Genomic DNA, 12547 nt, shown 5'->3' with positions numbered 1-12547 from the left:
TTTATAGAACCATGAGAAATTTAACCCATTTACCCCTCTTTGCAATTTTACTTATGCTGTTGTTTGGCTGTTCAGGGAGCAACAATAAGGACCTTGCTGGGTCACCATTTTATTGGCCTCCAGAAGCTGTAGATAAGCAGAAGGTCTTTAGTAGTTCATACTTTAGCGCTATACATGAGAACAATCTGGGGAGATATCTATTCGCCAATGAACCCATCCAACGGGAATGGGAAGATGAAAGCGACTTTGTAACAGTTTATGATATGTCCAAGATGGATGAGGTAGGACTTTATTGCAGATGGCTGGGAGCGCAGAATGCAGGGCCAGAAGTGCTATTCAAGACTTTTGCAAAGAATCCGAATTCCAAAAAACGGATACATCTTCGGTATGATTATTTTATAGATAGCATACAAGGGGATTTCCATTACTTTGACAAACCAACGGCGGAGGAACTTACCTGGGAGTCATCCAGATACCCTGTGTTTGCTCCGGGGGTACTTCCTGACTCCGAAGCTGAGGCGTTGGAAATAAGTCTTACCCAGCAAAATGTAATCAATACACTTTGGAAGCATCAAGACTATGTTCGAAACAAATCGGACAATACTTTGCTATTGGGACTTAAAATAGCAGTTGCAGATGGTACTTCCCCAGGAAAAAAAGCAGATAGGAAAACAATGGAAATGGCTTCGGGTCAGATTTTATTGACCAATATTGATCAAGGGTTGGAATGGATAAGTAAAATTCCGCAATACAGTATTCCAGAACCTTTTGTTAAAGACAAGGATTTGGAAAAACAAGGCCTAAAATTGATGCAGAGTTATGCGCGTAACAATGGTTGGAAAGAAAAATTTGTAAAAGCTATTGTTACCAGCGTAAATGACCGAAGAAATAAATACACCGGCATCAAAACAGGGGAATCTGTGATATTTGGTTTAATTGGTAAGTGGCCCAATGGCACCTATACCATACAATCGTTCAGGACTTTTAGGCAAAACGAGGATAGCCCAGTAAGCTTTGATGGTACGGGTAAGCAACGTAACATTATACCAACGGCTGATCAACTATCCGATTGGGAATAACTCCTTTTATTGCGCTTTCTTAACTAAAAACAAATACACCGGAAAATGGTCGCTGTACCCTCCGGTGTAGTTTTTGCCAGAGTAGGTGCGAAGTGGATAACCCTTATACCTTCCTGCAACGGATTTAATGTACGCGGGTGCAAATATTCCCGCTTTCCATAAGGTATATGAATCTTTATGTTCAGACAGCAAGTTAGGGGTAAGCATAAACTGATCAAAAAAATTCCATTTATCACGATAGGCTAAGGTACCTAATCCTCTACGATACATTTGTTCCATGGGGTTAAACAAGGAAAGACTATCCAATTTGGAACGTTTACCCTTAGTGTTCAGTATTTTTTTGAGACTATTATCCCTGGGATCATCATTGAGGTCACCCATACAGATTACTTTCACATTTGGATTTTGGCGCTGTAAAGAATCCATAATCCGTTTGTTTAACAATGCAGCTCTAATCCGTTTTGGATTACTAAGTGTGGTACCGCCTCTTCTGGATGGCCAATGATTAATGATAAAATAGATTTCTTCACCATCAAGATAACCACCTACCACCAATTGATCGCGGGTGTATTCTCTGTGGCCCATTTCATTAAACAGTAATAAACGATGACTTTTGAATGAAGAGGGCAGAAAAACTTTGGTTTTATATAGCAATGCTACGTCTATGCCTCGAGCGTCTGGCGAATCAAAATGTACAATTCCGTAGCCCTTGTCCTTTATTGTAGGATAACTTACTAGGTCTTCCAGCACGCTTTTGTTTTCCACTTCGCATAAACCAATTATGTCTGGAGATGTACCTGTGTGCTCCTTTCCAATTTGGGATATTACCTTGGAAATATTTTTAATTTTTGAGTTATATCGTTTGGGAGTCCATGTATATGCTCCATCCGGAGTACGTTCATCATCAAAAATCAGACTATCATTTTTAGTGTCAAAAAGATTTTCAACGTTGTAAAAAGCAACGGTTCTAATCGTATACTTTGATTGTTTTTGCCCATAGGTATATGAGAAAAACACTAGAAGTGTGTAGGTTAAATATTTCATTTGGGTTTTGTTTTCTGGCTTAAAATAAGTAAGATTGTTCGTATTCCTACAAAAAACGAAGTCCATAACCCCAAATTTTATTTTGATTAACCTACAATCATAAAGTTATGAGAACTTTCAAGTTCTTAGTGGCTCTTGGCTATACTGCAGTTGTACACGGCCAAACGGACTCAAAAATTACCGGGTATGTTTTAAACGCCGCTAATAATGCAATTCCGAACGCCTTTGTTCAGATTTCAGGCACTTCACACAAGTACTTTGTCAATGAATTAGGACAATTCACCTTCTCGACAAGTTTAACGGGTAAACAATTACTTCAAATTGAGGCAATTGACTATCAGCCCAAAACATTTGAATTGATTTTGGATGGAACGCCTAAGGATCTTGGCCAACTCATATTATATCAAGACATGGCGCTGGAGAATTCGGAAAACCTAATTCTTCTTTCGGACAATGAGCTTTCAGATGATGAGGATTTAATTTCCGGGTCGATGGGTTTATTACAATCTACGCGAGATGTTTTTTTAACTCGTGCTGCCTTTGATTTTGGTCAAGCATTTTTCAAAGTCAGAGGGTATGATTCTAGAAATGGTATCGTAATGATCAATGGCCTTCCAATGAATAAAGCATTGGATGGCAGGCCGCAATGGAACAATTGGGGTGGGCTTAATGATGTGTTTCGAAACCAAACGTACAGTAATGGATTGGAGATCAATAGCTATGCGTTTGGCGGAATTTTGGGCAATACGAATATTAATCTTAGACCTTCCAAATTTAGGCCAGGATTCCGACTTTCCACATCAGCATCCAATCGAACTTATAAAAATAGGGTAATGGCCACTTACAATTCGGGTCAAAATGATTCTGGATTTAGCTATTCAATTTCGACGTCAAGAAGATGGGCGCAATCTGGCTACGTTGATGGAACACTATATGATGCGTACTCCTTGTTTGGCGCCATTGAATATCAAATAAGTGATTCGAATAGTATTGTTTTTGGAGCGTTCAATGCAAAAAATAGAAGAGGTCGATCTCCGGCGTTGACCGAAGAAGTTGCGCAACTGATGGGAACACAATACAACTCGTATTGGGGTAAACAACAGGGAACTATTAGAAACTCAAGGGAACGAGAAATTAATGAGCCGTTATTTCTAGCGAGTCATTTTTTTCAATCGGATAAATTGCGATGGATAACTGGAGTTTATTATCAGATTGGCCAAACAGCCAAAAGTAGATTAGGGTATTATGATGCTCCTAATCCGGATCCAACGTACTATAAATATTTACCCAGTTATCATATCAATAATTCAATCAGTGCTGATTTTAATAATGCCAATTTAGCTGAGCGATCATTGGTTAATGATCCTCAATTGAATTGGGAAGAATTGTACAAAGCAAACAACAACTCGATAGATGGTAAAGCTTCCTATTTACTTTATGACGATATCTCTGCTGAAAAACGTGCTGTAGCTGCCACTAGTTTTCATCTTTCACTCCCCTCGAATTGGGCGTTAGGATTTGGGGCTGGCTTGGCTCAATCGCGAATGGAAAATTATGCTCGTATTTCAGATATGCTAGGAGCTCAATATCATTTGGATGAAGACCCTTTCACCGAAACTTACAACAATTTACGCTCTGAAACACCAGCAGGATACGGGAACAAAATAGGATACCATTATAAACTGGATTACAATGATTTAAACGGTTTTGTGCAAATACAATACGACTCAAGTAGATTCAACATGTATTCAGCTGCATCAATATCCAGCATTGAGGTAAAACGTGAAGGTATGTTTCAGAATGAACGATTTTTGGAAAATTCATTTGGTGATAGCGAAACCATAAAATTACCTGGATTCAATGTAAAAGGAGGAGCTCGGTTTTTCATTACAGGAAGGCACTGGTTTTCCTTAAATGCATCGCAATTGAAGAGAAACCCAACACCACAGAATCTATTTGTAAATCCAAGGGAAAACAATTTGGTAAATCCGGAGATCACTAATGAGTTGGCAACATCGATTGACCTCAACTATTTTTTCAGCTTACCTGATTTTAGAGGAAGGGTCTCATCCTTCTTTACGAGATTCCAACACACCAGTGACATTAATTTCTTTTTTGTGGATTCGGGGTTAGGGTCAGACTTTGTCCAAGAAGTTCTCACAGGAGTAGATAAATTACATAAAGGGATAGAATGGGGTTTGGAGTACCAAGCTTCTAATCAAGTTAAATTAACCCTGGTCGGAAACATAGGAAACTATGCGTATGCCAGTAATCCAAATGTTGAGATTTATTTTGATACCGCTGGGGAGGTAGATGATTTAATCAATACGGAAGGTGACGCAGATTTGGGTCTAGCGAACTTAAAAGGGCTTCGATTGGCACAAGGCCCGCAGACCGCTTTGGCATTTGGTGTTGAATATAGAAGTCCCAAGTATTGGTGGATTGGAACCACTGCAAACCTACTAGATCACAATTACGCAAATCTCAGTACCATAAAACGGACGCAAAGTTTTGCGTTGGATCCTGAAACAGGCCAAAACGCATCAACGGCATCTCACGACAATGTCAACCAATTACTTGGACAAGAAAAACTTGATGAAATTCATTTGCTCAATCTTGTTGGTGGAAAATCATGGTTGATCAATAAAAAATACATCAGTGCTTTCGTGAGTATCAATAACCTATTTGATTCGACGTATAGATCAGGAGGATATGAGCAAAGTAGGAATGGAAACTACAATCAGATGGTGCAGGATAATCTTAGCGGTAGTCCATCATTTGGACCAAAATATTGGTATGGCTATGGGCGAACATACTTTTTGAACTTGGCCATAAATCTTTAAAATTTTTCAATGAAGAACTTAGTCCGTAATGTGTTTATCAACCTCAGTATGGTATTGATTTTATTGGCATGTGTTCCAAGCAATGATTTTGAAGTAATATCAAGCAATTGCACCAAAAAAGAACTCGACTTCATCTCCTTTGATGAGCTGGCCTTAATTGCTGAAAATGGGGTTGTTCAAATTCAAGAAGAATTATTTTTGGAAGCTTGGGTAATTTCATCTGACAAGGCTGGAAACTTCTTTAATGAAATATACCTTCAAGATAAACCTGAAAATCCTTCATTTGGGATTGTCTTTAAAGCTGAACTGAATCAGTCCCATTTGTTTTACCCTGAAGGAAGTAAAGTGATAATTGATTTACAGGGACTCTTTGTAGGGAAATCAAATAACACAATAAACTTGGGAAGTACATTTTCTTCTTTTGGTAACCTATCCGTAGGGAGATTACCAGCGCTTACAGCAAAAGAACATATTGCTTTGAGTTGCGATCAAGCACAAATGATAAAACCGAGGATCATTTCAATTTCGGATATGCAAACACTAGAGAACAACACCTTGATAGAGCTTAAAGGAGTTGAGTTCATTGATGCTGAACTTGGGTTGACCTTTGCAGAACCTAAAGAGGAAACAAACAGAAGTTTAGTAGACTGTGAAGCTGCTATTGTGACAGTAAAAACAAGTGGCTATTCCGATTTTCAAGCTAGTCCGATACCTAATGGAAATGGAAGCATAACGGGTATTGTAAAAAAGGAAGGTGACGAAATACATTTGATAATTCGGGATTTGAATGATTTGGAATTTGACGGACCTCGTTGCCCTGAAATAATCACGGAGTTCACTTCAGAATCCGTTTTCATATCAGAATTGGCCGACCCGGATAACAATACTGGAGCCCGATTTGTGGAATTATACAATTCTGCTTCCGAACCCTTGAATTTAAACCTGTGGACTTTAAGAAGATATACCAATGATAAAACAGAAATCAGTTCTGAATTAGATTTATCTGGATTGATGATTGAAGCAGAAAGCACCTTGGTTATTTCACCTAATGCAGAAGAATTTGAACTAGTTTATGGTTTTGCACCCGATTTGGGTGTTTCTACCAATAGCCCCGCAGATTCCAATGGGGATGATAATCTAGAACTTGTAGATCCCTTTGGAAAGTTGATAGATGTGTTTGGTGTTGTTGGTGAAGACGGTTCAGGAACCAATCATGAATTTGAAGATGGCCGGGCCATAAGAAATCCGGAAGTCACCAAAGGAAATCCAAACTATACTTTTTCAGAATGGACAATCTACAACGACACAGGAGATGCTGGCACCATAAAGCAACCGCAATTGGCCCCCGAAGATTTTACACCTAAACAACACTACTAAAATGAAAATATCGCAGCATACCCCAATAACATTTAAAAATTCAAATTATGAAAAACACAAAAATGTTTTGGGCTGTTGTGAGCATGACAGTTGTATTTTGTTGGCTAGTCTCTTGCCAAAAAGAGGAGATGCAAACCAAGGAAACGCAAGATGTCGAGCTACAGGAACCGGACACTGCACGGATGATCAAGATTGGCGAAAAATTGGAGAATCCATATTCTGTCGAGAATATGCGGCGGGCTTATGACCGCTTACTGAAAAAGAACAAGGTGTCAAAAAAGACCTACGCGGCCAAAACCTTTAAAGATTCAAATGACATTAGCACTACCGATTACTATGTGAGGTTTTGGGTTGAGAACGATGAACAAAAAAGTTTACTTTTGGCCGACTCCCTTAATTTATCGGTTGTTCCTTTGGACGTGGAAATTGTGGAAGATGGTGACCACTATTTAGATGAGGGGTCAGAGTTGGATGGTGCACGGTGGCTTTACACTTCCGTTGTTGAAAATTACCATTTTCACGAAAGTATTAAATATGAAAAACTAGAGGATTTATTTCTTATTGAAGCATCTGATTTAGGTGAAGAAGAGGAACATGAAGAAATGAAAACCACAACGATTGGTGGCAAAACCGGAATTTCGAAGAATTTCTTATATGACCTGGAAGATGAGGCATTGATGCTCACCGGAAACCTTGATGCCGAACAATCTAGAAATGGAGCAGCAGTAGCAAGGAGCAGACAAAGGCCACAAGGACATGTTAGAGTGTTAAATACCGTTAGCGGAAACTTTGATCCTGTAGTTGGCGTAAAGGTCAAGACTAGAAAGTGGTTTAAATGGGCCAAGGGTTGGACCAATGCTGAAGGTTTTTATAGGGTAAATAGAAGATATCGAAGGAACGTTCGTTATACGGTAATTTTTAAAAATAACCGTGGGTTTAAGATTTGGCCCTCAGTAGTAAGTGTTTCGGCGGCTAGATTTAGAGCGGGATCTCGTAGCAAGTTTGGTCATGATTTTAATTTTCGTACTAATTCTGCTGGCTGGCGTTGGGCAACCGTTAACAATGCAACCAGAAGGTATTTGGATTATTGCACACAATTTGGGATTGGCAGACCACACCGTAACCTAAGAATAGTTGCGCTTGGAGGTTCAGGAGCATCTTCTGCCCCTATGCTGAGAAGGGTTTGGGGATTGTATGGTTTTACCACCAGATCTAAGGTGGTGACTTTTTTGGCCAAGGCAAATAAATTAAATATGAGTGCAAATGTAGTAGCTCATATGCTAAAGTTTATACAACCAGACCTAATTATTAGGGCCAACGCCAATAGAGGTACAGATGGCGTCTTTTCGGTAACATTCCACGAACTGGCACATGCTTCCCATTTTAAAAAGGTGGGCAGTAGGTATTGGATAAAATATATTAATTACATAATTAGCTATGGAACTTTATCCAAAGCCAAAAGACCTTATGGTGATGGTCGAGGTAAAAACTTTGGATTATGCGCTTTAGGTGAGGCTTGGGCGTATCATTGTGGATATACTTTAATCTTAGAAGAGTTTGGAAACGATAACAATATCGTTTCTGAAGAGGGATTGGAGAATTTCGAGCCAATTAGAAGACCAAGTAATATTTCAATAAATAGGCAAGGAAGACCTCTTTTTGCCTGGGAAGGTTGGATTCCTAGTGGTATAATGAACGACTTGGAAGATGATAATGAAGATTTGATTCGACAGGGATTTAATGACAACGTTTCAGGTTATGGCATTGCAGATATTTTTAATGCATTAGATTCAGGTATAGAATCACCACAAGCTTTTAGAAATCGATTGCTTAGCGAAAATGGCAATAGAGCTGCTAACGACGTAAGAAACCTTTTTGAAGCGTATCATTGGGATTAACTAATAATGATTTAAGAAATGAGAAATGTAATTTTAAGTTGGTTTTTGACTTCACTCTTAATAGCCTGTGACCCATCTGAGAGTTTAGATGCCGTAATAAATAATAATACTGATTTAAGCCTTAGGATTAGTTTTGTGAGTTCTCAAATTTTAACAGAGATGCCAAATCAGACTGAATTCATATTAGTGGCAAGTAGAGGAAAAACTAGCTACGCTAGATTAGGCTCTGATTCAGGAATAGGTAATGTAGCATTTTCACTACAAGTATTCGATTCAATTTATATCACAGACATGTCAGATGAGATATTGCAGGTTTATAAGCCTAATACACAAGGTAAGAATATCTTTAATATCGATGAATACTGGGAAGTCACAGAACCTTCGAAAAACCATTTTGTCTATAGTTATACAATTAACGATGAAGATTTAGGCAATTAAATTGTAATCCGCCCCCAATTTGGGGGCGGATTATCTTATATCTGATTTCAGAAAACTTCGTCTAATTGAAATTGACTAAAACGGCTTATAGCTAAACTTTTGGCCACCCACAGAGGCATCTGCCATTAATCCGGCTTTTGGTAAGGCAAAAACGGCAACACCATCTTTGTATTTGGCATTAAATGCAATTCCGGATTTTAAGGCAACTGCAGAGGTCTCTGCCGCAAACTGGAATTTACCGCCCTTGAATCGTTCCAAATCAACAGGGGTTTCAAAAAAGATGACCTCTATAATGGCTTGTCCACCTGCTTGTAGACCAATGTTCAGTTTTTTCAATCCTGCCATACCAATTGGCGTCCCATTTTCATATATCACACCATTACCAGAGGCACCACCTACTATAAAACCACCTTTACCAACATTGGGGAAAAGCACATAACCGGCTGAGTTGTCAAAAAAACGCTGGAGACCACTATCCGCTTTTAATAGTGCCTTTTTTGCCTTTTTGGCATCATTCATAATCTTACGATCTTTCTTACTCTGGGCGTTGGACGTAAAGGCGAATAATAGCAATCCCACCAATACAACGGATTTCAATAGTCTCATGTTCCTTTCTTTTATGGTATCAAAATTAAACAATAAACCCCTTCCTAAAAGGAAAGGGTTTGCCAAATATTGTTAAGGATAGCTTAGTCAACATTTTCCGGAAAAAACCTATTGGTCATGATTTCCTCCATTTGATTAACATGTCTTTCGGTATGACCAGACATGAAAAGTATCAATTGTACACCATCTATAGTTCCAAAAGGAAGGTCACTATTGTATAATCTTCTCAAGTCATCATCGGTACTTTCCATATAAGCAATATGTTCAGCTCTCTTGCTCATGAACGTTTTTAAGGTTTCCTCGGCCGAACCAAATTTTCCGCTAGGCTCAAATGGTTCTGAGGTTTTTACCTTGTTGGAACGATCTAGTATAATACCCAATAACGCTTGATCATCTAATTTCACGGAATCCTTCAAACTTGGGTTTGGACCAGCAGCAACCGTTTTTTGAATCAAACCACCAAAGGCATTTTCTGAAATGGTAATATGCTCCAAACAATCTGCTATTGACCAAGCCTCTTCTTCCGGTTGAAAGTTCAATTGTTCGTCACTAAGCCCTTTCAGGATTTTTGACATGTGATCTCTTGTTTTTTTGAGATGGTCAACAACCATTTTCCGATCATCATCGGTTAGTTTATTTGTATCCGCCGTGAAACTAAAAAGCAACAAGGCAACAATAGGGATAATTAGTTTTTTCATCTGTGATGGTTTTTATATTACTAATGGTATTTGTTTACTACAGAGTATTGACGATTCACCGAAACAAAATTGGACAACAATCCACTTTATATTTCTTTGAATTCTATTGATGTATTCAAAGATAACGGATATTTCTACCATAAAAAGGGGCATATCTGCCAAAAAACAGCCGTCAATAGCCATTTTTATCCCTTAAAGACATATAGATAACATTTATGTTTAGATAATATATTAATATAATTTATCTATCAACCGACCTTTCTATTTCATACCTTTAGAATGGTTATTAAACAAACAAAAATCAACATAGAATCATGAGTAAAGATTTAGCAAATTCAGCAGGAAATGGCATGGACGAAAGCATGTGCCCATTTCTTAACGGAGCACTTAAGCAGAGTGCTGGTGGCGGTACCAGCAATCGTGATTGGTGGCCTAACCAACTTAATTTGGGAATTCTACGTCAACATTCCAATTTGGCAGATCCAATGGACAAAGGCTTTGATTATGCAGAAGAATTCAAATCCTTGGATTTGGAGGCAGTGAAAAAAGACTTAACTGATTTGATGACGGATAGTCAAGACTGGTGGCCCGCTGATTATGGGCACTATGGTCCATTTTTTATCCGAATGGCTTGGCATGCCGCAGGGACTTACAGAATTGCTGATGGCCGAGGTGGTGGAGGTACAGGTGCGCAACGTTTTGCACCTTTGAATAGTTGGCCGGATAATGCCAATTTGGACAAAGCAAGACTTTTGTTATGGCCGGTAAAACAGAAGTATGGAAAGAAGATTTCATGGGCAGATTTACTGATTCTTGCAGGTCACGTAGCACATGAATCCATGGGATTGAAAATGTTTGGATTTGCCGGCGGCCGAGCAGATATTTGGCAACCTGAAGAAGACATTTATTGGGGTTCTGAAGCAGAATGGCTTGGAAACAAAGCAAGATACAATGATGAAGGTGAATTGGAAAAGCAGTTGGGCGCAGCCCATATGGGTTTGATTTATGTGAATCCTGAAGGACCAAATGGCAACCCAGACCCTTTGGCAGCTGCTCATGATATTCGTGAGACCTTTGGTCGTATGGCGATGAACGATTATGAAACCGTTGCTTTGATTGCTGGTGGTCATACGTTCGGAAAAACCCATGGCGCAGCAAGCGATGCGGAGTATGTAGAAGTAGAACCAGCAGGAGCATCTATTGAGATGCAAAGCATGGGATGGAATAACAAATTTGGCTCTGGTAAAGGAAGTGATACCATAACTAGTGGTTTGGAAGGTGCATGGACAGATACACCTGCAAAATGGAGCCATAAATTCTTGGAAAACCTTTATGCTTATGAATGGGAATTGACCAAGAGTCCAGCTGGGGGGCACCAATGGAAACCAAAAGATGGTGCTGGAGCAGGGACTATTCCAGATGCCCATGATCCAGAAAAGAAACATGCACCATTTATGCTGACTACAGACCTTTCATTGCGAATGGATCCTGAATATGGCAAAATTTCCAAGCATTTCTTGGAAAACCCAGATGAGTTTGCTGAAGCGTATTCACTGGCTTGGTTCAAATTAACCCACCGTGATATGGGGCCTGTAAGTCGTTATTTAGGTGCAGATGCACCTACGGAAGAATTGATTTGGCAGGATCCTATTCCTGCTGTGGACCATGAACTGATTAATGATGGTGATATCGCAGATTTGAAATCGAAAATCTTGGATTCCGGATTGTCAATATCCCAGCTGGTATCCACAGCTTGGGCTTCTGCGTCCACATTCCGAGGTTCAGACTATAGAGGTGGAGCTAACGGTGCAAGGATACGTCTTGCCCCACAAAAAGATTGGGAAGTAAACAATCCATCTCAATTGGCCAAGGTACTTGAAACCCTAGAAGGCATCCAAAAAGATTTTGGCAAGCAGGTTTCCGTGGCAGACTTAATTGTATTAGGTGGAAGTGCAGCAATAGAACTTGCAGCCAAGAATGCAGGTCAAGACATCACGGTTCCTTTTACACCTGGAAGAATGGACGCATCAGCTGAACAGACAGATGCAGAATCATTTGAAGTACTAGAACCGGTAGCCGATGGATTCAGAAATTACCTTAAGGGGAAATACACCGTTAAATCCGAAGAACTGTTGATTGACAAAGCACAATTGTTGACATTGACTGTTCCGGAAATGACAGTACTTGTAGGTGGAATGCGTGTTTTGGATACCAATCAAGACAAGTCTCATAACGGAGTGTTTACCAATAAAACGGAAAACCTATCCAATGATTTCTTTGTAAACCTATTGGATTTGAATACAAAATGGTCCGCAACTTCGGAAGATGATGAAGTCTTTGAAGGAAGAGATCGTAAGTCGGGAGACCTGAAATGGACGGGTTCTCGCGTGGACCTTATTTTTGGCTCAAACACTGAACTTAGAGCAATTGCTGAAGTTTATGGCAGTAGTGATGCCAATCATAAGTTTGTGAATGACTTTGTTGCAGCTTGGAGCAAGGTCATGAATCTAGATAGATTTGACTTGGCTTAGCAGCCATTTAAAGAAAAAGAAAATTAGATGTAA

9 protein-coding genes are annotated in these 12547 nt (G+C 39.4%); 6 read left to right on the top strand and 3 right to left on the bottom strand.

Annotated elements, in window-relative coordinates; translation table 11 throughout:
• Nucleotides 1–11 precede the first annotated feature (11 nt).
• Complete coding sequence (locus M3P19_RS08515; protein WP_249657239.1) at nt 12–1079, top strand: flagellar basal body L-ring protein FlgH; 1068 nt, start codon at nt 12–14, stop codon at nt 1077–1079.
• A gap of 6 nt (nt 1080–1085) precedes the next feature.
• On the opposite strand, the gene M3P19_RS08510 is transcribed toward M3P19_RS08515, so the two are convergent.
• Nucleotides 1086–2123 carry an endonuclease/exonuclease/phosphatase family protein gene (locus M3P19_RS08510; protein ID WP_249657238.1) on the bottom strand — a complete coding sequence of 346 codons (1038 nt, stop codon included), beginning with the start codon at nt 2121–2123 and terminating at the stop codon, nt 1086–1088.
• A 107-nt stretch (nt 2124–2230) separates the two neighbouring features.
• Here M3P19_RS08510 and M3P19_RS08505 point away from each other — a divergent pair, with 107 nt between their 5' ends.
• Genes M3P19_RS08505 through M3P19_RS08490 form a run of 4 tightly spaced genes read left to right on the top strand, consistent with a single transcriptional unit; the run spans nt 2231 to nt 8679 of the window.
• Nucleotides 2231–4966: a TonB-dependent receptor gene (locus M3P19_RS08505; protein WP_249657237.1), complete on the top strand. Its 2736-nt coding sequence runs from the start codon at nt 2231–2233 to the stop codon at nt 4964–4966.
• Nucleotides 4967–4975: 9 nt separating this feature from the next.
• Nucleotides 4976–6343: a DUF5689 domain-containing protein gene (locus tag M3P19_RS08500; RefSeq protein ID WP_249657236.1), complete on the top strand. Its 1368-nt coding sequence runs from the start codon at nt 4976–4978 to the stop codon at nt 6341–6343.
• 47 nt (nt 6344–6390) lie between these two features.
• The gene (locus tag M3P19_RS08495) at nt 6391–8241 is read left to right on the top strand and encodes a hypothetical protein (RefSeq protein WP_249657235.1); all 1851 of its coding nucleotides are present in this window, start codon (nt 6391–6393) and stop codon (nt 8239–8241) included.
• Nucleotides 8242–8259: 18 nt separating this feature from the next.
• Nucleotides 8260–8679 carry a hypothetical protein gene (locus M3P19_RS08490; RefSeq protein WP_249657234.1) on the top strand — a complete coding sequence of 140 codons (420 nt, stop codon included), beginning with the start codon at nt 8260–8262 and terminating at the stop codon, nt 8677–8679.
• Nucleotides 8680–8754: 75 nt separating this feature from the next.
• Here M3P19_RS08490 and M3P19_RS08485 read toward each other — a convergent pair whose 3' ends face one another.
• Complete coding sequence (locus M3P19_RS08485) at nt 8755–9285, bottom strand: lipid-binding SYLF domain-containing protein (RefSeq protein WP_249657233.1); 531 nt, start codon at nt 9283–9285, stop codon at nt 8755–8757.
• Nucleotides 9286–9368: 83 nt separating this feature from the next.
• Nucleotides 9369–9983 carry a DinB family protein gene (locus M3P19_RS08480; RefSeq protein WP_249657232.1) on the bottom strand — a complete coding sequence of 205 codons (615 nt, stop codon included), beginning with the start codon at nt 9981–9983 and terminating at the stop codon, nt 9369–9371.
• Nucleotides 9984–10297: 314 nt separating this feature from the next.
• Between M3P19_RS08480 and katG the strand changes: the two genes are divergently transcribed.
• A complete protein-coding gene (katG, locus tag M3P19_RS08475; protein ID WP_249657231.1) occupies nt 10298–12514 on the top strand; it encodes a catalase/peroxidase HPI in 2217 nt (738 codons plus the stop codon).
• Nucleotides 12515–12547 lie beyond the last annotated feature (33 nt).

The sequence above is a fragment of the Flagellimonas spongiicola genome, assembly GCF_023502425.1.
In the GTDB taxonomy this organism is placed as follows: domain Bacteria; phylum Bacteroidota; class Bacteroidia; order Flavobacteriales; family Flavobacteriaceae; genus Flagellimonas; species Flagellimonas spongiicola.
This window is presented reverse-complemented; position numbering and strand designations above follow the sequence as displayed.

Excerpts from the sequence above, each read along its gene's own strand:
- M3P19_RS08515 (WP_249657239.1), top strand. The coding sequence starts at position 12 with ATGAGAAATTTAACCCATTTACCCCTCTTTGCAATTTTACTTATGCTG.
- M3P19_RS08510 (WP_249657238.1), bottom strand. The coding sequence starts at position 2,123 with ATGAAATATTTAACCTACACACTTCTAGTGTTTTTCTCATATACCTAT.
- M3P19_RS08505 (WP_249657237.1), top strand. The coding sequence starts at position 2,231 with ATGAGAACTTTCAAGTTCTTAGTGGCTCTTGGCTATACTGCAGTTGTA.
- M3P19_RS08500 (WP_249657236.1), top strand. The coding sequence starts at position 4,976 with ATGAAGAACTTAGTCCGTAATGTGTTTATCAACCTCAGTATGGTATTG.
- M3P19_RS08495 (WP_249657235.1), top strand. The coding sequence starts at position 6,391 with ATGAAAAACACAAAAATGTTTTGGGCTGTTGTGAGCATGACAGTTGTA.
- M3P19_RS08490 (WP_249657234.1), top strand. The coding sequence starts at position 8,260 with ATGAGAAATGTAATTTTAAGTTGGTTTTTGACTTCACTCTTAATAGCC.
- M3P19_RS08485 (WP_249657233.1), bottom strand. The coding sequence starts at position 9,285 with ATGAGACTATTGAAATCCGTTGTATTGGTGGGATTGCTATTATTCGCC.
- M3P19_RS08480 (WP_249657232.1), bottom strand. The coding sequence starts at position 9,983 with ATGAAAAAACTAATTATCCCTATTGTTGCCTTGTTGCTTTTTAGTTTC.
- katG (WP_249657231.1), top strand. The coding sequence starts at position 10,298 with ATGAGTAAAGATTTAGCAAATTCAGCAGGAAATGGCATGGACGAAAGC.